Source organism: Pseudomonas sp. MPR-R2A5 (assembly GCF_058793055.1).
Genome location: NZ_JBXAFK010000021.1, coordinates 60,890 through 82,739 on the forward strand (window position 1 = coordinate 60,890; position 21,850 = coordinate 82,739).

Here is a 21,850-nt window from a genome sequence, read left to right on the forward strand (position 1 = left end):
GGCTGCATGGCACAGGGATTTACGCCTATCGTGGAGTTTTATGGCGCCAATGCGGCGCTGCTCAATCAGCGCTTGATGCGTTGGAGCCACACCGACGCGGCGGGCATTGAGACTGACCGGCTGGAGCTGACCCTCAATATCGAGGGCTTGGACGGCCTGCCCACTCTGAACGGCAAGATCGGCTTGCGTGTCGGTTACCTGGAATCGGGGTTGGTGGAGAAGGGCGAGTTTGTTGTCACCCAACGCACCCCGGTGCTGTTTCCAATGCGCTTGATGATCGTGGCCACGGCAGCGCCCTTCAGCGTGGTCGATGCAACGGGTTACCGTCAGCGTCGATCCGCCAGTTACGGCCCGACAACCCTTGGCGCGCTGTTTCGCCAACTGGTCAGTCGTCACGGCTATTCACCGCGAGTTGCGCCCGCGCTGGAGGGGATTGCGATCGCGCACATCGACCAGTCCAACGAAAGTGACATGGCGTTCATTTCGCGCCTTGCCCGCCTCTATAGTGCGGTCACCAAACCGTTTAACGAGCTATATGTGTTGGCCGAAGCCGGCCGAGCCAAGTCGCTCTCCGGCCAGTTGCTGCCGGAAGTGAAGCTGTCGGTGACTGAGGATAACCGCCCCGGTGAACAGAGCTTTATCACCGCCAAACTCGACGAAAAATCCCGCTCGAAATACGAAGGTTGCCGCGCCAGTTGGTGGGATGCCGCCGCCGGCAGGCAGCGTGTGGTTCAGGTGGGGAATGCTCCGTTCAAAACCTTGCGCCAACGCTACCAGAACGAAGCCGAAGCCCGCGCCGTTGCCGAAGGCGAACTACGCCGTGTGGGGCGTGAAAATTTGAAGTTGGTGATCGATTGCCCGGGCAATCCATTGTTGGCCGCGGAAGGGCTGTTGGTGCTGGATGAGAGCTGGCCGTCTTATATGCAGGGACGATGGTCGATAAAGCAGGTGGTGCATGTCGGCGATCCGGCGACGGGATACCGCAGTTCGATCACGGCGGGTGGGTTGTCGATATAGAGACTTTTCGAGAGTAAAACCAATGGTGATAACACTCCCCCAGCTGCTTGGCGTTATGCCGGATGCCCGCCTGAGAGCGGGCGTTTTTTTAACGCCCTTGAATGCGGCTTTCGTTCGCTTCGAGATTGACCGTGCGAAGCGCATCGCCGCCTTCCTCGCTCAGATCGGCCACGAATCCGGCGAGCTGCGTTACGTCCGTGAACTGGGCAGCGATCAATACCTGAGCAAATACGATACCGGCGGCCTGGCCGTACGCCTGGGCAATAGCCTCGAAGCGGATGGCGATGGTCAGCTGTACCGGGGCAGGGGGCTGATCCAAATTACCGGCCGGCGCAATTACCTGGCCTGTAGCCAGGCCTTGTTTGGCGATGATCGTTTGTTGCGTCAACCGCAACTGCTGGAGCAACCGCAATGGGCTGCCGAGTCGGCCGCCTGGTTCTGGCAGAGCAACGGCCTGAATGAGCTGGCCGACAAGGACCAGTTCACCACTATCACCCGGCGCATAAACGGTGGGCTCAATGGGCTGGAAAACCGCTTGCAGCTATGGGCGCGGGCGAAGGCGGTCTTATGCGTTACCTGACGGTTTGCCGGCTGATCGGCGCTTGCCTGTTGATCGCGCTGACTTGGCAGGTGCAGGCCTGGCGCTATGGTGCGCAGCTTGAGCGCGAGGCGTCTGCCCAGGCGCGGGCGTTGAGCCAGCAGCATCTAGTGGCTTTGCGTCAACAACAGGCGGAGAACGACAAACGGCAGGCGTTGGAACAACAGCTCAGCGCCAGCGATCAACAACACACTCGGGAGTTAAGCGATGCCCAACGTACTCAAGCAGCTCTGCGCGACCGCCTGGCCACTGCTGATGTGCGGTTGTCAGTCCTTCTCGACGCCAGCGACCCCGCCAGAGGCAGTACAATGCCCGCCACCCCCGCCTCCGGCGGCGTGGTTCATGCAGCCCCGCGAGCCCGACTTGACCCGGCGCATGCTCAGCGAATTATCGCCATCACCGACGACGGTGATAACGCCGTGATCGCCTTGCGTGCCTGCCAGGCCTATGTGCGTGCCGTTGCGCGTTAGTCTCTGGATACATGCTGCAACTTGCATGGTCGATAGGCTCCTGTAGGGTAGGCAAACGCCCGCCCACTCCAGGAGACGACCGTGAAAGAAATCACCCAACTTGCCGCTGAACTGGGTCGCCGTTTACAGGTGCTCAATGCCCACGTCACCACGGCTGAATCCTGTACCGGTGGCGGTATTGCCGAGGCTATTACGCGGATTCCAGGGAGTTCGGCGTGGTTCGAGGCTGGCTATGTCACCTATTCCAACCGGCAAAAGACCCGCCAGTTGAACGTGCCTGAGGCGCTGTTCGCCAAAGTCGGCGCGGTCAGCCAGGAAGTGGTGGAGGCGATGGTCCGCGGCGCACAGGAAAAAAGCCTGGCGCGTTTTGCCGTGGCGGTCAGTGGCGTGGCGGGGCCCGATGGCGGTTCGCCGGAAAAACCGGTGGGCACGGTGTGGCTGGCCTTCGGCGTCGGGGACGAGGTCACCGCTGAGCTTGCGCACTTCCCGGGTAACCGCGACGAGGTCCGCCGACAAACGGTAAAGGCCGCGCTGGAGGGCTTGTTGCGACGAGCTGCAGCAGAAATAGAAAATCAGGGGTAGGCGATCTCTGATCTTTGTGGAACAATACTGTCTACTTATACAGGTGTTGGCCGCCAGGCCTTATTGATTACGTGAGGACTTTAATGGACGACAACAAGAAGAAAGCCTTGGCTGCGGCCCTGGGTCAGATCGAACGTCAATTCGGCAAGGGTGCCGTAATGCGTATGGGCGATCATGACCGTCAGGCGATCCCGGCTATCTCCACTGGCTCTCTGGGTCTGGACATCGCGCTCGGCATTGGCGGCCTGCCAAAAGGCCGTATCGTTGAAATCTACGGTCCTGAATCTTCCGGTAAAACCACCCTGACCCTGTCGGTGATTGCCCAGGCGCAAAAAATGGGCGCCACTTGCGCGTTCGTCGACGCCGAGCACGCCCTTGACCCTGAATATGCCGGCAAGCTGGGCGTCAACGTTGACGACCTGCTGGTTTCCCAACCGGACACCGGTGAGCAAGCCCTCGAAATCACCGACATGCTGGTGCGCTCCAACGCCATCGACGTGATCGTGGTCGACTCCGTGGCTGCCCTGGTACCGAAGGCTGAAATCGAAGGCGAAATGGGTGATATGCACGTGGGCCTGCAAGCCCGCCTCATGTCCCAGGCGCTGCGTAAAATCACCGGTAACATCAAGAATGCCAACTGCCTGGTGATCTTCATCAACCAGATCCGGATGAAGATCGGCGTCATGTTCGGCAGCCCGGAAACCACCACCGGTGGTAACGCGCTGAAGTTCTATGCTTCGGTTCGTCTGGACATCCGTCGTACGGGCGCGGTGAAGGAAGGTGACGAGGTCGTTGGTAGCGAAACCCGCGTCAAGGTCGTAAAAAACAAAGTCGCACCGCCATTCCGTCAGGCCGAGTTCCAGATTCTCTACGGCAAGGGTATCTACCTGAACGGCGAGATGATCGACCTGGGCGTGCTGCACGGTTTTGTCGAGAAGTCCGGTGCCTGGTATGCCTACAACGGCAGCAAAATCGGCCAGGGCAAGGCCAACTCGGCCAAGTTCCTGCAAGACAACCCGGATATCGCGGCGACCCTTGAGAAGCAGATTCGCGACAAGCTGCTGACCCCTACGCCAGACGTGAAAGCGGCCGCCAATCGCGAGCCGGTTGAAGAAGTAGAAGAAGTCGACACTGACATCTGAAGCAAACGATGACTGTTGTACTGGATACACTTGTCGCCGTTCGGCGCACCGCAATGGACCTGCTTGCTCGCCGCGAGCATGGTCGAGTCGAGCTGACGCGTAAACTGCGTCAGCGCGGCGCGGAGCCTGAGATGATCGAGACCGCCCTTGACCGTTTGACGGAAGAAGGGCTGCTGTCGGAGTCCCGCTACCTCGAAAGCTTTGTCTCCTACCGAGCCCGTTCCGGCTACGGCCCCGCGCGGATTCGCGAAGAGCTGAGCCAACGCGGTTTGCAGCGCGCCGATATAGACATTGCCCTACGTGAGTGCGGTATCAGTTGGCAGTCGCAACTGGAGGACACCTGGCGCCGCAAGTTTGCCGGTCACCTTCCAATTGATGCCAGGGAACGCGCGAAGCAGGGGCGCTTCTTGAGTTATCGCGGTTTTTCGATGGAAATGATCAGCCGCTTACTCAGTGGCCGAGACATGGACGACTGAGCACCTTGCTGTGTGTTGAACAGGCTTGTTGTGTGGCGAGCGGGCTTGCCCCGCGTTGGGCTGCGAAGCAGCCCCAATAGCCTCACCCTCGATCTAAACCTGAACCACCAAACACTGCCCCAAAAAAAGGCCCGCTATGAAAATAGCCGGGCCTTTTTGCGTTTCTGGATTCTGCGTCGCGTTTCTGGATTTCACGCCGGCTGCGGCGCTACTCGCTGTTGCGTCTTCCCCTGGGACTGCGCCCAGTTCTCCGGCAAGTTGATGTAGTCCACCAACTCCCGCAGCCGGCCCTGATCGCGTCCGTTGAAGTTGAACACCAGTCGCGTCAAATGGCTGAACCTCGGTTCATCATGCTCCTCGCCGGTATAGGCAAGCTGCTGGAACTCTCCACTCAACCGTAGGCTGGCGAACTCGTTCTGCAAATGAGCCAGCGCACGCTCGCTGAGCGGGTGATTCATGCGCACCACGAATTCACGCTTCAACCAGCGTGTGGAATGGAAGTTGGCATAGAACTGATTGATCTCTTCGACGGCCTCTTCAGCGCTGTACACCAGGCGTATCAGCTTGAGGTCAGTGGGGAGGATATAGCGATTGGCTTCCAGTTGATTGCGGATAAAGTCCAGGGCGCCCTGCCAGAAACCGCCTCCAGGTGCGTCCAGCAGTACCACGGGTACCAGTGGGCTTTTACCGGTCTGGATCAACGTCAGCACTTCCAGCGCTTCATCCAGCGTGCCGAAACCGCCTGGGCACAGCACCAACGCGTCGGCTTCCTTGACGAAGAACAGTTTACGGGTGAAGAAAAAGTGGAAGGACAGCAGGTTCTCGGTACCATCGATGGTCGGGTTGGCGTGCTGTTCAAATGGCAGGGTGATGTTGAACCCAAGGCTATGTTCCAGGCCTGCGCCTTCGTGAGCCGCCGCCATGATGCCGCCGCCGCCACCGGTGATCACCATCAAGTCTGATCGGGCCAGCGCTGCACCGACTTCACGGGCCAGGGCATACAACGGGCTCTCGACAGGCGTGCGTGCCGAGCCGAACACCGTGACCTTGCGCCGGCCCTTGAACTGCTCCAGTACACGGAAAGCGTGGTCCAGCTCGCGGATCGCCTGCAAGGTGATCTTGGCGTTCCAGCGGCTACTGTCGTCCTGGGCCATGCGCAGAACGGTCAGGATCATGTCGCGATAAAGGGGGATGTTAGGGCTGTCAGGCGCAATCAGCTGGAGTTGAGCGTCGACCTGCTGTGTGAGGTCAGCTCCGTTTGCTTCAAAATGCTGAAGCAGTCGGTCATTCGGTTCGTAAGGCATTCAACGTCTCCTTCTTCACAGAGGCCAGGTCAACGACGAGATATTCGTCCGTCGCCACGACACTGCATGTGTCGCTGCATGCCCAAGGCAATGAACAATGTTCGCCAAGCGGCAAAGCGGGCTCTGTATGTTCCTTGTGATGTAAAAACCTTTGCACTGCAAGTTGCAGGAGGGCAACCCTCTTTTGCCCTGAAAATGTTACAGGACGGCGTGAAGACCGCTGTAGAAGGGCTGCTGGGATGACTTGATCATGGGCCGAAAAACCCTTGGCTGGCAACCGCTTATTGGTCGCTCATCACGGTAGTTTGACTGCCGCTGGAAACGGAATCGGGGAAATCGGCGCGCCGCTGGACAGCAGCGCGCGAGGGCCAAGCCACATTACTTTTTCTTTTTCGCCGCAGCCGGTGCCGGGCAATCCGCTTCCACGAACTTCACTGATGCCACAGGACGGTTGGTCTTGTTCTCGGTGATTTCGTAGCGCATCACCGCGCCCTTGGCCATCAGCTCGCGGTAGCCCTTGTTCAGGCATACGCTCTGACCCAGCTGGAAATACACTGCCTTGGGGTTGGCACGCATCTGTTCGGCGCGATCAGGCAGCACGCTGAGGTGGTCGATCAGTTGCATTCCCTCAACGGTGTAGGCCACTTCCAGGGTTTTTTCGTCAATTTCCCGGGGCAGCTCCTTGTTGCTTTCGGCCGCGACGCTTTGCAGCTTCTTGTTCATTTGCGCCTCCAGCAACGAGGCTGCCTGGGCGCCCACAGGCAGGACCAACGCGAGCGCGACGGATGGGGCAACAAGACGCAGCATGGAACGCAGCATGAAACTCTCCTGATTCGGTTACTGGTGCATAGACCAGCCACTGCGCTATGCGTTCAGTGGCGCGCAATTATAGTGGACCCCTTGCCATGACAGCCAGGCGTATCGATGGGAAGTACGACGGGCTCTGGTAAACTGCGGCCACTTAAGCCCTTCTCGAGTTCCCCCAGTGTCGATTTCCTCTTCCGTGCGGCGCATCCAATGAGCCATGCCGTCTCCCGCCTGCGCACCCAACGCCTGGCGCGGGCCGTCAGGCCTTTTGTCAACCGTGGCTCCCGCGCCGAGCGCTGCCCCGGCTGCCGGGTGATCCCGCAATACTGCCTGTGTGCCTGGCGGCCTCAGGTCGAGGCCCGGTCTGCGATGTGCCTGTTGATGCACGACGTCGAACCGATGAAACCGAGCAACACCGGCTGGCTGATCGCTGATGTCATCGACGACACCCGTGCATTTGCCTGGTCGCGCACCGAGGTCGATCCTGAACTGCTCATCTTGCTCGCAGATCCGCAATGGCAGCCGTATATCGTATTCCCTGGCGAATTTGTCGCACCTGAGCGAGTGGTCAGCGAAGTCGTCGTAGGGGAGGGCAAGCGCCCGCTGTTTATTCTGCTGGACGGCACTTGGAGCGAAGCGCGCAAGATGTTTCGCAAAAGCCCCTATCTGGAGCATCTGCCTGTCCTGAGCCTGGCCCCGGAGCAACTGTCGCGCTATAAACTGCGGCGTTCCAAGCGGGATGATCACTTCTGCACCGCCGAAGTGGCCGCGCTGTGCCTGGAGCTGGCCGCCGACCAGGCCGCGAGCGAAGTGCTGGATGCTTATCTCGACGTGTTCAGCACCCATTACCTGGCCGCCAAGTTCCAGTTACCGCTGGACTTGGCAGACATCGTCCATACTCGTCTTGCACCCTATATCCCGGCGGTATAACCAGACGACGTTTGCATGATGGCACTGCAGCCCCACAACTCGCTAAAATGCCACGGGCGTAGTGCTTGACCCCCCAGGCTGCGCTGGGCATGCTGGGCGCCGATCAGGGCGCAACCGTGAGTTTTCAACGTCGTTCCAGGTGTTTTTGACGTTGAGCCTGCCCTGTGGCGATGGCTGCCTGGCCGTCGCCTTGTGTACTGGCGAACCCTGAACCCATCAGGGCTGCCATAAAAAACAGGATCATTTAATCAATGGCCACATACGAAATCCTGATAGCCGATGACCACCCGCTGTTTCGCAGTGCATTGCATCAGGCGGTAACCCTGGGCCTGGGCCCCGATGTCCGCCTGGTCGAAGTGGCCAGCATTGCCGAGCTGGAAACCCGCCTCACCGAAAAATCCGACTGGGACCTGGTGCTGCTCGACCTGAACATGCCCGGCGCCTATGGTTTCTCTGGGTTGGTGCTGCTGCGCGGGCAATACCCGCAGATTCCGGTGGTGATGGTCTCGGCCCAGGAAGAGGCCGACGTGGTGGTGCGCTCCAAGGAGTTTGGCGCCAGTGGTTTCATTCCCAAGTCCAGTTCCATGGAAGCGATCCAGCGTGCCGTGCGCGCGGTGTTGGAGGGCGATGTGTCCTGGCCGCCGCAAGCGTTTGAAGAAATCAACGTGTCCGACGAGGCCAAGGCCGCCCGTGATGGCTTGGCCAGCCTGACACCCCAGCAGTTCCGGGTGTTGACCATGGTCTGCGAAGGCCTCTTGAACAAGCAGATCGCCTACGAGTTGAGCGTGTCGGAAGCGACCATCAAGGCCCACGTGACAGCCATCTTTCGCAAGCTGGGCGTGCGTACGCGTACCCAGGCAGCACTGCTCTTGCAACAACTTGAGTCAATTTCGCAGCATTAAGCGGTCATTGCTTCACGCTTTTTTGACTTTGCTTGATCTAGTTTCCCCACTCCTTTGGTTCAGTTGCCTACATCTATGTCGCCTTTCAAGGGTCAAACCGGTATCAAACGTATCTTCAATGCAGGGGGCTACTCCCTGGATGGCCTGCGCGCAGCTTTCACCGGCGAGGCGGCTTTCCGTCAGTTGGTGTTGTTGAACGTCATCCTGATCCCACTGAGCTTCTTCCTGCACGTCAGCCGCGTCGAGCGTGCGTTGCTGATTGCGGTATGCCTGCTGGCCTTGATCGTTGAATTACTCAATTCGGCGGTAGAGGCGGCGATCGACCGCATTTCCCTGGACCGTCATCCCCTGTCGAAAAACGCCAAGGACATGGGCAGCGCCGCGCAATTCGTGGCCCTGACCATGATCACTCTGGTGTGGGCCGTGATCCTGATCTAAGGCTCAGGCAATGCTCGGCAGCACGATCTCGTCGCTGCGCTGTACCCCGGCGGTAAAGGCGCGGCACAGTTCGAGAAACTCGCGCATGGCCGAGGTCTGGTACTTCTGTTTATGCCAGATGAAGTAGAACTGCCGGGCCAGGTCCAGGTCCGGGGTTTCCACGGGCACCAGGCTGCCCCGGCGGAAGGCATCACGCAGCGCCAATCGGGAAATACAGCCAATCCCCAGCCCGGACTCCACTGCACGCTTGATCGCCTCGGTGTGTTCCAGCTCCAGGCGGATATTCAGCGCGCTGCGGTGATGGCGCATGGCCTGGTCGAAGGTCAGTCGTGTACCTGAGCCTTGCTCCCGCAGGATCCAGGCTTCATGGGTCAACGCTTCCATGGTCGCTATGCCGCGCTTGGCCAGGTGGTGCTGCGGCGCGCAAAACACCACCAGTTCATCCTCTACCCAGGTTTGCACCTCGATATCCGGGTGGCTGCAATCGCCTTCGATTAGACCCAGGTCAATTTCATAGTGGGCCACCTGGTGCACGATATTGGCTGTGTTCTGTACATGCAGCTTCACCTGGCTTTCGGGGTGCTGCTGCATAAAGCTGCCGATCAGCAGGGTGGCCAGGTAATTGCCGATGGTCAGGGTTGCGCCGACCGCCAGGGAGCCGAAACCGGACTTGCCGTTGAGCAGGTCCTCGATTTCCTTGGCCTGGTCCAACAGGGCCACCGCCTGGGGTAACAGCTGGTGCCCGAGGGCGTTGAGGCTCAGGCGTTTACCGGCGCGGTCGAACAATTGGCAGCTGGATTGACGCTCCAGCTCGGTAATCGAAGTGCTGGCGGCGGATTGAGATAAGGCCAGGAGACCAGCAGCGCGGGACACGCTTTCCTGCTGGGCGACGGCGACGAAGACTTGCAGTTGACGGAGAGTAAATCGCATATCGATATAACCGATAACCCTTATCTTAATAATCCAGTTAACAGATATTGTCGCCGCCATTAGAATGCTGTGCAATTGCGCACCTATCATTTGGCGCAGACCCATTTCCAGGAGTCCCCCGTACATGAGCAACATGAACCACGAGCGTGTCCTCAGTGTTCATCACTGGAACGACACTCTGTTCAGCTTCAAGTGCACCCGCGATCCGGGCCTGCGCTTCGAGAACGGTCAGTTCGTGATGATCGGCCTGCAACAGCCCAACGGCCGCCCGCTCATGCGCGCATATTCCATTGCCAGCCCGAACTGGGAAGAGCATCTGGAATTCTTCAGCATCAAGGTGCCGGATGGCCCGCTGACTTCCCAATTGCAGCATTTGAAGGAAGGCGACGAGATCATCATCAGCAAGAAACCGACAGGCACCCTGGTGCTTGACGATCTGAAGCCGGGCAAACACCTGTACCTGCTCAGCACCGGTACTGGCCTGGCGCCGTTTATGAGCGTGATCCAGGATCCGGAAACCTACGAGCGTTTCGAAAAAGTGATCCTGTGCCACGGCGTGCGTTACGTCAACGAAGTCGCCTACCGCGAATTCATCACCGAGCACTTGCCGCAGAACGAATTCTTCGGCGAAGCCCTGCGTGAAAAGTTGATCTACTACCCGACCGTGACCCGTGAACCGTTCGAGAACGAAGGCCGCCTGACCGACCTGATGCGCAGTGGCAAGCTGTTCCGTGACATCGGCCTGCCACCGATCAACCCCGAGGACGACCGCGCCATGCTGTGCGGCAGCCCAAGCATGTTGGACGAGACCAGCGAAGTGCTGAACAGCTTCGGCCTGAAAGTTTCGCCGCGCATGCGTGAGCCGGGTGATTACCTGATCGAGCGCGCGTTCGTCGAGAAGTAAAGCAGTCAGGCCATGTGCTGACTGGGCAACACAGAAGATCTGAATGTGGGAGGGGGCTTGCCCCCGATGACGGTGATTCAGTCAACTTACATGTCGACAGACCCACTGCCATCGGGGGCAAGCCCCCTCCCACATTGGGTTTCCGGTTTATCCAGCCGGCACCACTTCCAGCACACAAATCATCCCAGCCTCGGGATAGTGCCAGCGCACATCCACATCCCAGAACTGCGCTCCATATTCGCGCTCAGGCCCAGGTGTCTGGTACGCCGGCCGTGGATCCTGCGCCAGGCACTGATCGATCAACTCCACCAACGGCTCCCCAAGGCGCTGGGCGTGGCCTTGTGCCTGTTGCAGCGCCGTCTTCAGCCATTGCACCGGAATCAGTTGCGGCGCACCACTGGCGATGCTGTTGGTGGCCGTGTCGATGATGTCGGCGTAGGGCACATACGGCTTGATATCCAGCACCGGTGTGCCATCGAGCAAATCAATCCCGGAAATCCATAGTCGCCCCGGCTCCACCTTGTCCAGCTTCACCACCGACTGGCCAATCCCATTGGGCCGATGGGTGGCGCGGGTGGCAAATACGCCCATGGACGTGTTGCCGCCCAGGCGCGGCGGGCGCACTTTCAAGCGTGGCTTGTCTTCCAGGGCCTGGTGGAACAGAAACAACAGCCAAACATGGCTGACCTGCTCCAGGCCCTGCACCGCCTCGCCCTGGTCGAACGGCGCGACCAGTTCCAGCACGCCCCGTGCGGCAGGCGCCAGTTGCGGCTGGCGCGGAATGGCGAACTTCTCCTTGAAACAGGAGCGCACGAAGCCGACGGGCGAGACGTGGTAACTCATGGTTTACGCGCGAACCCGCAGCGTCAGGCCCTTGAGGAAGTTACGCAGCAACTGGTCGCCGCACGGACGGTAGTTGGTGTGGCCGGCCTTGCGGAACAGCGCGCTCAGCTCCGGCTTGGACACCGGGAACTCGGCGGCCTTGAGGATGGCATGCATGTCGTCTTCCTTGAGTTCGAAGGCCACGCGCAGTTTCTTGAGGATGATGTTGTTGGTCACCGGGGTTTCGATCGGCTGTGGCGGACGGCTTTCGTCCTTGCCACGCTTGAAAATCACCAGGCCATCGAGGAAATGCGCCATGACCTCATCCGGGCAGAACACGAAGCCCTCTTCCTCGTCTTTCTTGAGGTAAGTCAGCAGGTCTTCCTTGGTCACGTCCATGCCGCCGAGCTTGATGATCTCGACCATCTTGTTGTCGCTGATGTCGAGCATGTAGCGCACGCTGCGCAGTACGTCATTGTGAATCATGGTGGGCAATCCTGGTTTTCAACAGTGGGCGCCGCCGGGTGGGGCGGCGCCTGGAAAGGGGGAGTGGCTTAGAACTTCTCTTTGCCGGACAGATAACGCCATTGACCTACCGGCACCTTGCCGATGGACACGCCGCCGATGCGGATACGGCGGATGGCGATGACCTTCAAGCCAACCGCTTCGCAGAACAGGGCGATCACGCCCGGTTGCGGGTTTTTCATCGCAAAGCGCAGGCGGTTTTCGTTCTGCCAGCTGGCTTTCACCGCCGGCAGCTCTTTGCCTTTGTAGGTCAGGCCATGGTTGAGGCGGTTCAGGCCATGGGCAACCATGTCGCCCTCGACCTCGACCACGTATTCCTGCTCGATCTTGGCGGCATCGGCGGTCAACTTGCGCAGTATCTTCCAGTCCTGGGTGAACACCAGCAGGCCGCTGGCCTTGGCTTGCAAGTCGGCGCTGGCGGTCAGGCGCAGGAAATGCCCCTTGAGCGGGCGCTTGCTGAAGCGGTGCTCTTCGGACAGCGTTTCGGCGCTGATCGAGGCCATGGCCGTCTCGGCATCCACGCCAACCGGCGCGTGCAGCAGGATAGTCACCGGCTCCGGCGCGGTGGCCTTGGCGTCGGGGTCCAATTCGACCTTTTGAGTCGTGACCTTGAACTGCGGCTCGTCGATCACTTCACCGTCCACCGAGACCCAGCCGCCTTCGATAAACAGCTCAGCCTCCCGACGGGAGCAACCGACCAGTTCGATAAGGCGTTTGGAGAGGCGTATGGGGTCAGTCATGACAAGGGCCGTAGCAAAAGGGGGCGGCTATTGTACCTGCCTGGAGCCGGTTAATCCCGGCTCCATTTCATTTAACCCTGGCGCGCCTGCTGCGGCGCCTGGCGCAAACGCAAATGCAGCAACGGATAAGGCTGCCCCAGGCCATCATGCTCTGTGCGTCCGATCACCTCGAAGCCTTGTTTGAAGTAAAAGCCCAGGGCCTGGGGGTTCTGTTCGTTGACGTCCAGCTCATCGGCATTCATGCATTCGATCGCGTACCGCAGCAATTGCCGGCCCAGCCCCTGGCCACGGTATTGCGGGTCGATAAACAACATCTCGACCTTGCCTGCGGCCACCCCGGCAAACCCGGTAATGCGCTGGCGCGAGTCCTTGGTGCAGATCAGCATCACCGAGTCCAGGTAGCGGGTCAGCACCAGGTTTTTCAGCAGCTCGATATAACTGTCCGGCAGGAAATCATGGGTGGCCCGCACCGAGGCCTCCCAGATCCTTGCCAAATGCGCGTAGTCGCTGGTTCTGGGTGTATGGATAACCGAATGCTGACGCATGCCCGCTGCCCCTTGCCGAAATTGGCGTCGATGGGCAAAACGATAGACCTAAAAAAGCCCCGCATCTTGTCCAGAGGCAGGGCTTTTGCACTTTATTTACAGGCGGAAGCGATCAGTCGCGTTTTTCAGCCCACAGGTCGTATTCGTCGGCGTCGGTCACGGTGCACCAGACCTTGTCACCTGGCTTCAAGCCCGTGGCATCGTCGATAAACACGTTGCCGTCGATTTCCGGCGCATCGAAGAAGCAACGGCCAACCGCGCCTTGTTCATCGACTTCGTCGATCAGCACTTCGATTTCCTTGCCGATGCGCAGTTGCAGGCGCGCCGAGCTGATCGCTTGCTGATGCGCCATGAAGCGCTCCCAACGGTCCTGCTTGACGTCATCCGGCACCACGGCCAGGTCCAGCAGGTTGGCCGGGGCACCTTCCACCGGCGAGTACTGGAAGCAGCCGACGCGGTCCAGCTGGGCTTCGGTCAGCCAGTCGAGCAGGTATTGGAAGTCTTCTTCGGTTTCGCCGGGGAAGCCCACGATAAAGGTCGAACGGATGATCAGGTCCGGGCAGATTTCGCGCCAGTTCTTGATGCGCGCCAGGGTCTTGTCCTCGAAGGCCGGGCGTTTCATGGCCTTGAGCACTTTCGGGCTGGCGTGCTGGAACGGGATGTCCAGGTACGGCAGGATCTTGCCGGCGGCCATCAGCGGGATCAACTCGTCCACGTGCGGGTACGGGTAAACGTAGTGCAGGCGCACCCACACACCCAGGCTGCTCAAGGCTTCGCACAGTTCGGTCATGCGGGTTTTCACCGGCGCGCCGTTCCAGAAGCCGGTGCGGTACTTCACGTCGACGCCATAGGCGCTGGTGTCCTGGGAGATCACCAGCAGCTCTTTTACGCCGGATTTGACCAGGCGCTGGGCTTCGTCCAATACATCACCCACGGGGCGGCTGACCAGCTTGCCGCGCATCGACGGGATGATGCAGAAGCTGCAACTGTGGTTGCAGCCTTCGGAAATCTTCAGGTACGCGTAGTGACGCGGGGTCAGCTTGATGCCTTGCGGCGGCACCAGGTCGATCAGCGGGTTGTGGTCCTGGCGCGGTGGCACGACGTCGTGCACGGCGTTGACCACCTGTTCGTACTGCTGCGGGCCGGTCACCGCCAACACGCTCGGGTGCACATTGCGGATATTGCCTTCTTCCACACCCATGCAGCCGGTCACGATGACCTTGCCGTTTTCCTTGATGGCTTCGCCGATCACTTCCAGCGACTCTGCCTTGGCCGAGTCGATGAAGCCGCAGGTATTGACCACCACCACGTCCGCGTCCTGGTAAGTGGACACCACGTCATAACCTTCCATGCGCAGTTGGGTCAGGATGCGTTCGGAGTCAACCAGGGCCTTCGGGCACCCTAACGATATCATACCTACACGCGGGGCTTTCTCTGTCATCATTATAGGTAGATCCTCATCAGGGCTTATATTTTCTAATGGCAAAAAACGGTGCGCGAGTATACAGCTATTTACGCTTCTCAGACCCCCGGCAGGCGACCGGTAGTAGCGCTGATCGTCAACTGCAGTACGCCCAGCGCTGGGCGGCGGAGAAGGGGTTGGCGCTGGATGAATCCTTATCCCTTAGGGATGAAGGGCTATCCGCCTATCACCAGCGCCACGTCAAGCAGGGTGCCTTAGGCGTCTTTCTCCAGGCGGTCGAGGATGGCCGAATCGCTGACGGTTCAGTCCTGGTCGTTGAAGGGCTGGACCGACTGAGTCGGGCTGAGCCCATTCAGGCCCAGGCTCAATTGGCGCAGATTATCAATGCCGGCATTACAGTTGTTACGGCCAGTGATGGTCGAGAGTACAACCGTGCCGGTCTGAAAGCGCAGCCAATGGACCTGGTGTACTCGCTCCTCGTTATGATCCGGGCGCATGAAGAGTCGGACACCAAGTCAAAGCGTGTGAAAGCGGCAATCCGTCGACAGTGTGAAGGCTGGATCGCTGGTACATATCGTGGCGTCATTCGCAATGGTAAGGATCCCCAGTGGCTGCACTGGGATGGCCAGGGCTGGCAGTTCATCCCGGATCGAGTGGAAGGTGTTCGCCTGGTTATCGATCTGTTCCGTCAGGGTTATGGCTCGGTCCGTATCATTAGAGAGCTTACAGAGCGCGGATTGGCGGTGACCGCGAAGGGCGTCACCGCGCTGCAGGTTTACCGTTTAGTGAGATTGCCGGCGTTGGTGGGTGCCAAGGTACTGGAACTGGACGGCGAAACGTATCGCTTGGAGGGCTATTACCCATCGCTTATGGATGCCGCCGAGTACGCGGATCTGGAGTTACTGATTAATAGCCGCGTTCGGCGCAAAGGCAAAGGTGAGATACCTGGGCTTATTACCGGCCTTGGCATTACGTACTGCGGATACTGCGGTACGGCCGTGATCGGGCAAAACGTAATGCACCGCGCCAGGCCTGACGGCAGTTTGTCTGACGGTCATCGGCGTGTGATCTGCGTGGGTTACTCGCAAAACAGCGGATGCCCCGTGGGAGGGAGTTGCAGTGTCGTGCCAATCGAGAAGGCGTTGATGAGTTACTGCGCTGATCAGATGAATCTCAGCAGCTTGCTTGAAGAGCGTGATCAGACACAGGTGATACGTGCGCGGCTGGCGAAGGCCAAGACAGAAACGTCAGCGATCGAGCAACAGCTTGAGCGAGTGAGTGAGGCATTGCTTGCGGCTGAGGGTGGTGCTGCACCGTTAACATTTGTGCGCAAGGCCCGTGAACTCGAAGAGCAGCATTTGTCCATGCAAAAAGAGGTGGCACAGGCCGAGCGGGAGCTGGTGGCGGTGTCAAATCGTGATCAGCCAGCGCTCGCTGAGGCATGGTCGAGCTTGGCGTCGGGTGTAGAGGCGCTGGATTTTGATTCGCGGATGAAGGTCCGCCACCTGGTGCGGGAGACATTTGAGCGAATTGTTGTGTACCACCATGGTATGCAGGCGGTTGGTCGAGAGGGAATGCTGATTGATTTGTTGCTGGTTGGGAAGGGTGGCCAGCCCCGGTTGTTGCGGATAGATCGCAAAACCGGGGAGTGGCAGGTTGGTTTTGGAGTTTAGATTTAGGCTGCCTTGTCCGTCGTGAGGGGGAGCGGTTTGCTGAGTACCCGTAGGTGGCCCTGACCAATCCAAAAGTTATGTTGCACCTGAATGCAGACATTCCAGGCTTCTTGGGCTACATGCTGCCCAGCGGCGACTACATTGCCTTCCTCGTCGACGAGTGCCAGGCTTAGTTTTTTTCCGTCACGAGTCCTGCAGGTGAACCCTTCATGGGTGACTCCACTGATTGTGGCGTTTGACAGGGTGTCTGTCTTGGCGTCGAAAATCATTATGCTGCCTCCATGGTTACTGGCTCCCAGGCCGACTCGCAGAGCCCGTAGGCGCTGGAGCAGGCGGAGGCGTCAGTAGCAATCATCAGGTCGTATTGGATGCCGCCTCGGGCTGTCTTGGACCATTCAACGGCCTGGCGAATGCTTGCGATCTCCATGACTTCAATGGCTGTCATGCCTGAGATTGATCCTTTCGGATGCTTAGCGTTAGATCCGGCAAAGAATGTGGCAGCACCGCGTTTGCTGGCCTGCTGGACGGTTCGCTCCCAGCGATCGATCCGGTCAATCGCGTCGGGGAACCGCAGGGCAATTTCCCGTAATTCATCCTTGCGGCAGTTGATGCAGGGCATGCAGCCCACGCGCCCCATGCCTTGTGAATAAAGCGGATTCGGTTTAATGCCCATGTAGCGGTGAGCCTCGAACACCGCCGGGACATCCCACTTCAAGATCGGGCGGTAGTTGAACAGGCCTCCACCCACTTCGTCGCACTCCGGCAGATATCGTCTGTTCAGCGACTCGTCTGCACGCACACCCTGCCAGCTCAAGATCATGTCGCCGGCACCCATCAACGGCATGACTACTTGCTCAAGCATAGGGTCGCGCTTCAGTTCCATGGTGCAGAACTGGGCCTTGCGGCTAGGAAACCGGCCTTTCCAGATGCACAGATCTAGGAACGGATTACCGGTTGGCTGCAGCACATCCAACGCTGCAAGCACCACCTCCTCTGCGATGCCTTGCGCTCGCCATTTCGACTCAATGAATCGGCGCTTGCCTTCGATACGCTTGGTAAAGTCAGCTCGCACGCGGGTTATTTTCGTGCGTGTGGCTTGTTCCAGGTAGTCAAGGTACTCGTAAGTCTGTTCGTGCTCGTTACCAGTATCGGCGAAGACGGCCTGCAGATTGGGTGCCTCTAGGGCCATGGCGACCAGCAGAGTGGCAGTGCTGTCTTTGCCGCCGCTGACGCTGACGATATTGCGAGTGCTCATGTCGCCACCTGCTTGCGATAGTTGGCGTCGATGATCCGCTCGAACAGCTCACGGTCAGCAGCAGAGCACATTCCAAGCCGACCTATCTCGTCAGCTAACTGACCAATTAATTCCTCGCGGTCATCCGGCGTGGGCATTGGTGCGGGCTGCTCGGCAATGCCAGTGGCTTTCACCTCCAGCATTGGAAGCCAACCGACCGGAATGCCCTTGCCTTCCGTGAAGTGGTCGTGAGACCAGCACCATCCAGCGAACTTCCACCGATCCTCGCCGTCATTGTCGAAGTTGTTCGCGCCGATGGTAGGGGCCTGATCGGCATCTTCCGTTGAATGATCTTCAAACTCGACCAGCAGCCGCAGCATAGTTCCATCACGGGGCGCGGAATCCATATCTTGCCATCCAGGGTCATGGTCCTCTTGTACCCCGCAGGCAGTACACACGAGCAGATAACCACCATCGTCCGTCCACTCATGGCTGCACGGCACCGGCTCGCGCTGGGCTGCCGTATTGCTGGCATTCGCGCGCTCGATGTAGGCCGGTAGGAGCGTCGGTGGGAAAGTGTCCTCCCATGGCTTTACGTTGCGCTTTGCCGAGTCCTGGAGCTGAGCCACATGGCCAATCAGTTCGCGCACAAGGCCCGACCAATCAGTCACGTCATAGAACTTGCAGAGTACCGGATCAGGTTCAACTTGAGGGTTTGCGCAAGGTGCCGATTCAGGCGCATCCAGCAGGCGCTGTTGTAGTGCGTCGAGCTCGGCCTGCAACCGGTTGACATGGGCGCGGTCCACCAACTCAGTTCCCACGGGAAGCCGGTCAATTCCCGGTCGATGTTCTACAACTGTTTCTTTGAAGTGCTCGCCTTCCTCATTGATCACGGCGACCACTTCAGGATGCCTGCCAGTGGCACCGTTTACACGCCGCTCGATCATGTGCCAGGCCGGCTCGTATTCGGGCCAGTCGCTTTCGATCACCAAGTACTTCCGCTGGGGTATGCGCACGTGATGCTCATTCAGGCGCTCCAGAGCGGCAAAGAATTGCTCTCTGACATCTTCTCTCCAGAAACCCTGGATATCGCTGTGCTTGATGACGATGTACCGATCTTCGCGTTTGAGCTCGCTCGTGCCGCCTTTATCGTTACGAGATGATATGTTCATGGTCACCCCCTCTTACATCCGAAATGATTGATGAGCGCGCGACGGTAGTAGCTTCTGCTCTGCGGGTTGCGCGCCGTCGGATTGGATCTCGCAGACGAATCGGTGCCGTTTTCGGTTGGGGGCTGTCAGTGCTTTGGTGAGCCCAGGAATGGTGCCAATGCACTGCTCGTACGCGTCCGGTCCATTCCAATGCTGAGCTGGCAATACCTGGCAGTTTGTTCGGGTGGCGTCTGCGCACAGGTACAGCAGAAGAAAGACGGTCATACGGCACCCCCCGGCTGAGCCACGCTTATATGTCCCGATGCGTGCGTATACCCCACGACAAGCTGCGCGGTCGGGCGGGAGGAAGCGGTAAGCGTTGCATCACTGACCGCTGCCCCGCGCAGCTTTTCGTGGGGTATACGTGACTCGGCAGTGGCGCTGGAAGGAGCAATAATGCCTGCTGCTGCGCAGCAGAGACTGTTTGTTACTGGCGTGTCGACACCACTGGCGCTTCGGAGCAAAGCGGCACCGGCGCTGATGTTTTCCTGTTGGTTCTTCATGCCGCTTTCCTCCGATGTTCGACAGCGAGTTGGTCCATCAGGCGCTGGTGATAGGTGAGTCGGGCTTCTGCGGCTGGCCATGGACGGATGGTTTCAGCCATGGGTTGTATGCCGACCAAGCAATCCCAGATAGCCGGGTCGGTTGGCATGAGGTCGCGGCGTTCGGTGGCCAGCGCAATCAAGTCGGCCTGGTGGACGCACGCAGGAAGTTCGGCAGCGATGTCGAAGCGCTGGCACACGCGTTGCCATATCCAGTCTTCAAAGTCCTGGTATGCATGTATCCACTGCTTAAGTGGCTTGGTCATGTCGCCCAGGTACGCCTCTGGCGCGTCATGGAGCAAGGCAGCTAGCTTGTGTTCTTCCGGCACCAGCTCGGCGACGATGCAACTGTGTTGCGCCACGCTGTAGAACTCGCGGGTGTGCCCGTTGAAGCGGCAGAGGTGTGCCAGTGAGTGGGAAATGTCCCGTGGATCGATCATGTCGGCGTCAGGCTCGAACAGGTCAAAACGTTTGCCGGTGTGGGTGAGGATCCAGTTCATGCGGCCTCCTTCACGAGATCGGCCAGCAGCAGGGCGTTGTCAGTTGCCTTGTGCAATTCGCGCAGGGCGTCGTAACCGATCAGCGCTTTCAACTGCCGGTCGAACTCTTTGTTATGGCGAGTCACCGCGCTCAGTTCCTTCATGGCCTTGGTGTACTGCTGCTGCAGTGTTCCGGCGGCCTGGGGCGTCAGACGCAGCATTGGGATTGGGCGGCTCATGCTGGATCCTCCTGGTGAAAGGAATCCAGCTCGTCGGCCATGCTCAATGCGTGGTCACGCAAAACGAGTGCTTGGGTGGCGTGGCTTTCGGATTGCAATGCGCGGAATGTATCGGCGGCGAGTTTGAGCTTTCCGGCGATATCCAAAAGGATCTGACGGTCCTGTGGCTCGCGGATCAAAATCAGCTCCAGGCGCGTGCATCGTTTCGTAGCCTGTTCAAGAGCCGTCGCGCTCGACGACTCGCCCTCCTCAATGCCCTCGATGTAGCCTTTGGCGTGGCCGTCGTCGTAGCCTTCGCTCCAACCATCCTTTAAGCCGCCTCGATAACCACTCCAGTAAAGAATGGCGACCGAGATTACGACGGAGATCAGTGCGCAAATTTCAAGTGCTGTCATGTGGTTTGCTCCTGTTGGATTCGCTTAGCTGGTGGTGGCAGCAGTGTTGGTACAGATTTATTCGTGATTAGGATCTGGTGGATCTGCCAGGCCACACATCAGCTTGGCTTGGTACGGCATGTAACCTTCTTCGCGTAGATCGTCGTATAGGCGGTAGTCGGCTGCGAGATAGCTACAACGCTCGCAAAGTCGGTCGGTTGTTCCGTCCGCCGATAACTGTGCCCGGCAGTGCCGGCAATAGTCTTGAAGTGACATGTCAGTTTTCTTCCGGATTGCTATGAGGTCTCGGTAACGTGTGAGATTGAGTGTTTGCCATCTCCTCATCTGCGGCATCCGACTGTGTATCAATGAAGATGGCCAGATGTCGGATGTCGATGAAGCGGGAACGCTTGGCGCTGGTATCCAGGGTGGTGATGGGCAGCGCAACACGGCCACTTGTTAGTGCGCGAGTGAAGTTGTCCTGGTTGAGATTGCTGAAGTAGCGTTCGCGTACCTGTTCAAAGGGTACGAGTAGATCTCCGAAGATTCGGTACAGCAGCTCAACGGTTTGACTTCTGGGCGCTTTCGGCAGGCGCAGTTCGCGCTGTGGGGAGGCCGTCATGCTGCGTTGGCCTTATCTACTTGCGCTTGGAGACTGCCGAGCGTCAGTTTTCCGGTTTTACGTTGCGGCGCTGCTTTGGCATGAGGTTGGTGGCTTGCTCTAATGTCGCGGTTGATGGCTGCCAGTGCCGCGCGTGCTGTGCTGCCGAAGGCTACGAAACGCGGCAGTGGGGAGGTGCTGTCTAGTGGTTCGAGCACGGCACCTAGCTCTACTCCCTCAATTCCGTAGCCAAGGCGCAGCATGGCGCGGGCCCGGTAGTTCGGACCGAGGTCGATGACGAGCTGGTCGAGGGCAGCCGCCAGTTGCAGGTGCTCGATCTGCAGCGGTGCGGCACTGGTGCTGAGGGAAATGCCGGCAGCAGTGGCGGCCAGTGTGAGGTTGGCCAGAATCTTCTCGGGCGTACGGCGCTCTTCGGCTAGATTCAGCAGCTCGATCAGTAGGGTATCAATCAGTTTGCGGTCCATGTGTGTTACCTCGGGGGTGGTTCCAGGCGATCTCGACGTGGGTGCGCACCAGCTCGCGTAGGTGCTCCGGTACTTCTGCCAGCGCGGCGATGCGTTCCTCACGGGTTCGCATCGCCGTGATCTGGCGGGCGTACTGGCGCGGCCATGCTTCGGGCTGTCTCATTACGCGACTTCTCGCGGGTCGGGCACGGCGGGTGGGGCTGGGCGCTCAATACCAATTTGCTTGGCCAGCCAGGAGATGCCGATATCGGTCACGCGCGTGGTGCGCTGGTATTGCATGCCGTACTTCTCGTGAAACCAGCGGCCCTCACGGGTGACCAAGAAGTCTTTGGTTGCGGCTGGGTTAGCTGGCAGATTTTTTTTATCCAGCAGACCTTTGTCGCGCATGCGTTGCATCAGCTCGCGGTGACCCAAACCAAGGCGTTCGGCTACGCGTTTGAGGGATAAGCTCACGGCG

At 59.1% G+C, this 21,850-nt stretch carries 30 protein-coding genes; 12 read left to right on the forward strand and 18 right to left on the reverse strand.

Annotated elements, in window-relative coordinates:
* Positions 1-6: 6 nt before the first annotated feature.
* From AC1Q6I_RS16410 to recX, 6 genes are all read left to right on the forward strand, one after another.
* A complete protein-coding gene (locus AC1Q6I_RS16410; protein WP_069075368.1) occupies positions 7-1,017 on the forward strand; it encodes a contractile injection system protein, VgrG/Pvc8 family in 1,011 nt (336 codons plus the stop codon).
* A 22-nt stretch (positions 1,018-1,039) separates the two neighbouring features.
* Positions 1,040-1,597, forward strand: coding sequence for a glycoside hydrolase family 19 protein (locus tag AC1Q6I_RS16415; protein ID WP_102624413.1), 558 nt, complete (start codon positions 1,040-1,042; stop codon positions 1,595-1,597).
* Entirely contained in the window at positions 1,585-2,085 is a 501-nt protein-coding gene (locus AC1Q6I_RS16420; RefSeq protein ID WP_102624412.1) for a lysis system i-spanin subunit Rz, read from the forward strand. Before AC1Q6I_RS16415 ends, AC1Q6I_RS16420 begins: the two co-directional genes overlap by 13 nt.
* An 81-nt stretch (positions 2,086-2,166) precedes the next feature.
* Positions 2,167-2,667 carry a CinA family protein gene (locus AC1Q6I_RS16425; RefSeq protein WP_024073751.1) on the forward strand — a complete coding sequence of 167 codons (501 nt, stop codon included), beginning with the start codon at positions 2,167-2,169 and terminating at the stop codon, positions 2,665-2,667.
* An 83-nt stretch (positions 2,668-2,750) separates the two neighbouring features.
* Positions 2,751-3,809 carry a recombinase RecA gene (recA, locus tag AC1Q6I_RS16430; protein ID WP_024073752.1) on the forward strand — a complete coding sequence of 353 codons (1,059 nt, stop codon included), beginning with the start codon at positions 2,751-2,753 and terminating at the stop codon, positions 3,807-3,809.
* Positions 3,810-3,817: 8 nt separating this feature from the next.
* Positions 3,818-4,285 (forward strand): recombination regulator RecX, encoded by a 468-nt coding sequence (gene recX, locus AC1Q6I_RS16435; protein WP_024073753.1) that lies wholly within the window; start codon positions 3,818-3,820, stop codon positions 4,283-4,285.
* Positions 4,286-4,476: 191 nt separating this feature from the next.
* Here the strand turns inward: recX and AC1Q6I_RS16440 are convergent, their stop codons facing one another.
* Positions 4,477-5,589 (reverse strand): LOG family protein, encoded by a 1,113-nt coding sequence (locus tag AC1Q6I_RS16440; protein WP_024073754.1) that lies wholly within the window; start codon positions 5,587-5,589, stop codon positions 4,477-4,479.
* A 78-nt stretch (positions 5,590-5,667) separates the two neighbouring features.
* Here AC1Q6I_RS16440 and AC1Q6I_RS16445 point away from each other — a divergent pair, with 78 nt between their 5' ends.
* Entirely contained in the window at positions 5,668-5,832 is a 165-nt protein-coding gene (locus AC1Q6I_RS16445) for a hypothetical protein (protein WP_155766381.1), read from the forward strand.
* A gap of 135 nt (positions 5,833-5,967) precedes the next feature.
* Here AC1Q6I_RS16445 and AC1Q6I_RS16450 read toward each other — a convergent pair whose 3' ends face one another.
* Entirely contained in the window at positions 5,968-6,408 is a 441-nt protein-coding gene (locus AC1Q6I_RS16450; RefSeq protein ID WP_024073755.1) for a PA3611 family quorum-sensing-regulated virulence factor, read from the reverse strand.
* A gap of 198 nt (positions 6,409-6,606) precedes the next feature.
* Here AC1Q6I_RS16450 and AC1Q6I_RS16455 point away from each other — a divergent pair, with 198 nt between their 5' ends.
* The 3 genes from AC1Q6I_RS16455 to AC1Q6I_RS16465 all read left to right on the forward strand — a co-directional run bounded on the left by AC1Q6I_RS16455 (position 6,607) and on the right by AC1Q6I_RS16465 (position 8,666).
* Positions 6,607-7,326 (forward strand): tRNA-uridine aminocarboxypropyltransferase, encoded by a 720-nt coding sequence (locus AC1Q6I_RS16455; RefSeq protein ID WP_024073756.1) that lies wholly within the window; start codon positions 6,607-6,609, stop codon positions 7,324-7,326.
* Between the two features lie 251 nt (positions 7,327-7,577).
* Positions 7,578-8,228 (forward strand): response regulator transcription factor ErdR, encoded by a 651-nt coding sequence (erdR, locus tag AC1Q6I_RS16460; RefSeq protein WP_024073758.1) that lies wholly within the window; start codon positions 7,578-7,580, stop codon positions 8,226-8,228.
* A gap of 75 nt (positions 8,229-8,303) precedes the next feature.
* A complete protein-coding gene (locus AC1Q6I_RS16465) occupies positions 8,304-8,666 on the forward strand; it encodes a diacylglycerol kinase (protein WP_017137081.1) in 363 nt (120 codons plus the stop codon).
* Between the two features lie 3 nt (positions 8,667-8,669).
* On the opposite strand, the gene AC1Q6I_RS16470 is transcribed toward AC1Q6I_RS16465, so the two are convergent.
* Entirely contained in the window at positions 8,670-9,596 is a 927-nt protein-coding gene (locus AC1Q6I_RS16470; protein ID WP_024073759.1) for a LysR family transcriptional regulator, read from the reverse strand.
* 124 nt (positions 9,597-9,720) lie between these two features.
* Between AC1Q6I_RS16470 and fpr the strand changes: the two genes are divergently transcribed.
* Positions 9,721-10,500, forward strand: a complete 780-nt coding sequence (fpr, locus tag AC1Q6I_RS16475) for a ferredoxin-NADP reductase (RefSeq protein WP_024073760.1) — start codon at positions 9,721-9,723, stop codon at positions 10,498-10,500.
* Positions 10,501-10,647: 147 nt separating this feature from the next.
* On the opposite strand, the gene tsaA is transcribed toward fpr, so the two are convergent.
* The 5 genes from tsaA to rimO all read right to left on the reverse strand — a co-directional run bounded on the left by tsaA (position 10,648) and on the right by rimO (position 14,573).
* Positions 10,648-11,343, reverse strand: coding sequence for a tRNA (N6-threonylcarbamoyladenosine(37)-N6)-methyltransferase TrmO (tsaA, locus tag AC1Q6I_RS16480; RefSeq protein WP_024073761.1), 696 nt, complete (start codon positions 11,341-11,343; stop codon positions 10,648-10,650).
* A 3-nt stretch (positions 11,344-11,346) separates the two neighbouring features.
* Complete coding sequence (locus AC1Q6I_RS16485; protein WP_024073762.1) at positions 11,347-11,808, reverse strand: YehS family protein; 462 nt, start codon at positions 11,806-11,808, stop codon at positions 11,347-11,349.
* 68 nt (positions 11,809-11,876) lie between these two features.
* Entirely contained in the window at positions 11,877-12,587 is a 711-nt protein-coding gene (locus AC1Q6I_RS16490; RefSeq protein ID WP_024073763.1) for an rRNA pseudouridine synthase, read from the reverse strand.
* A 71-nt stretch (positions 12,588-12,658) separates the two neighbouring features.
* Positions 12,659-13,132 carry a GNAT family N-acetyltransferase gene (locus AC1Q6I_RS16495; RefSeq protein WP_024073764.1) on the reverse strand — a complete coding sequence of 158 codons (474 nt, stop codon included), beginning with the start codon at positions 13,130-13,132 and terminating at the stop codon, positions 12,659-12,661.
* A 112-nt stretch (positions 13,133-13,244) separates the two neighbouring features.
* Positions 13,245-14,573, reverse strand: a complete 1,329-nt coding sequence (gene rimO, locus AC1Q6I_RS16500) for a 30S ribosomal protein S12 methylthiotransferase RimO (protein WP_173860563.1) — start codon at positions 14,571-14,573, stop codon at positions 13,245-13,247.
* A gap of 38 nt (positions 14,574-14,611) precedes the next feature.
* On the opposite strand from rimO, the gene AC1Q6I_RS16505 reads away from it, so the two are divergent.
* Positions 14,612-16,228 (forward strand): recombinase family protein, encoded by a 1,617-nt coding sequence (locus AC1Q6I_RS16505; protein ID WP_102643000.1) that lies wholly within the window; start codon positions 14,612-14,614, stop codon positions 16,226-16,228.
* A 2-nt stretch (positions 16,229-16,230) separates the two neighbouring features.
* On the opposite strand, the gene AC1Q6I_RS16510 is transcribed toward AC1Q6I_RS16505, so the two are convergent.
* The 10 genes from AC1Q6I_RS16510 to AC1Q6I_RS16555 all read right to left on the reverse strand — a co-directional run bounded on the left by AC1Q6I_RS16510 (position 16,231) and on the right by AC1Q6I_RS16555 (position 21,846).
* Positions 16,231-16,497: a hypothetical protein gene (locus AC1Q6I_RS16510; RefSeq protein WP_102643001.1), complete on the reverse strand. Its 267-nt coding sequence runs from the start codon at positions 16,495-16,497 to the stop codon at positions 16,231-16,233.
* Positions 16,497-17,483 carry a phosphoadenosine phosphosulfate reductase domain-containing protein gene (locus AC1Q6I_RS16515; RefSeq protein ID WP_102643002.1) on the reverse strand — a complete coding sequence of 329 codons (987 nt, stop codon included), beginning with the start codon at positions 17,481-17,483 and terminating at the stop codon, positions 16,497-16,499. The genes AC1Q6I_RS16510 and AC1Q6I_RS16515 overlap by 1 nt, the downstream gene beginning before the upstream one ends.
* Positions 17,480-18,634, reverse strand: a complete 1,155-nt coding sequence (locus AC1Q6I_RS16520; protein ID WP_256581048.1) for a hypothetical protein — start codon at positions 18,632-18,634, stop codon at positions 17,480-17,482. The genes AC1Q6I_RS16515 and AC1Q6I_RS16520 overlap by 4 nt, the downstream gene beginning before the upstream one ends.
* Positions 18,635-19,172: 538 nt before the next feature.
* Complete coding sequence (locus AC1Q6I_RS16525; protein ID WP_102643005.1) at positions 19,173-19,715, reverse strand: phosphohydrolase; 543 nt, start codon at positions 19,713-19,715, stop codon at positions 19,173-19,175.
* A complete protein-coding gene (locus AC1Q6I_RS16530; protein WP_102643006.1) occupies positions 19,712-19,933 on the reverse strand; it encodes a hypothetical protein in 222 nt (73 codons plus the stop codon). Before AC1Q6I_RS16530 ends, AC1Q6I_RS16525 begins: the two co-directional genes overlap by 4 nt.
* Positions 19,930-20,328: a FliH/SctL family protein gene (locus AC1Q6I_RS16535; protein ID WP_102643007.1), complete on the reverse strand. Its 399-nt coding sequence runs from the start codon at positions 20,326-20,328 to the stop codon at positions 19,930-19,932. The genes AC1Q6I_RS16530 and AC1Q6I_RS16535 overlap by 4 nt, the downstream gene beginning before the upstream one ends.
* Positions 20,329-20,584: 256 nt before the next feature.
* The gene (locus tag AC1Q6I_RS16540) at positions 20,585-20,929 is read right to left on the reverse strand and encodes a pyocin activator PrtN family protein (RefSeq protein WP_102643008.1); all 345 of its coding nucleotides are present in this window, start codon (positions 20,927-20,929) and stop codon (positions 20,585-20,587) included.
* Positions 20,926-21,393, reverse strand: a complete 468-nt coding sequence (locus tag AC1Q6I_RS16545; RefSeq protein WP_102643009.1) for a hypothetical protein — start codon at positions 21,391-21,393, stop codon at positions 20,926-20,928. The genes AC1Q6I_RS16540 and AC1Q6I_RS16545 overlap by 4 nt, the downstream gene beginning before the upstream one ends.
* A complete protein-coding gene (locus tag AC1Q6I_RS16550; RefSeq protein WP_102643010.1) occupies positions 21,374-21,556 on the reverse strand; it encodes a hypothetical protein in 183 nt (60 codons plus the stop codon). The genes AC1Q6I_RS16545 and AC1Q6I_RS16550 overlap by 20 nt, the downstream gene beginning before the upstream one ends.
* Positions 21,556-21,846 (reverse strand): phage antirepressor KilAC domain-containing protein, encoded by a 291-nt coding sequence (locus AC1Q6I_RS16555; protein WP_074847673.1) that lies wholly within the window; start codon positions 21,844-21,846, stop codon positions 21,556-21,558. Before AC1Q6I_RS16555 ends, AC1Q6I_RS16550 begins: the two co-directional genes overlap by 1 nt.
* Positions 21,847-21,850 lie beyond the last annotated feature (4 nt).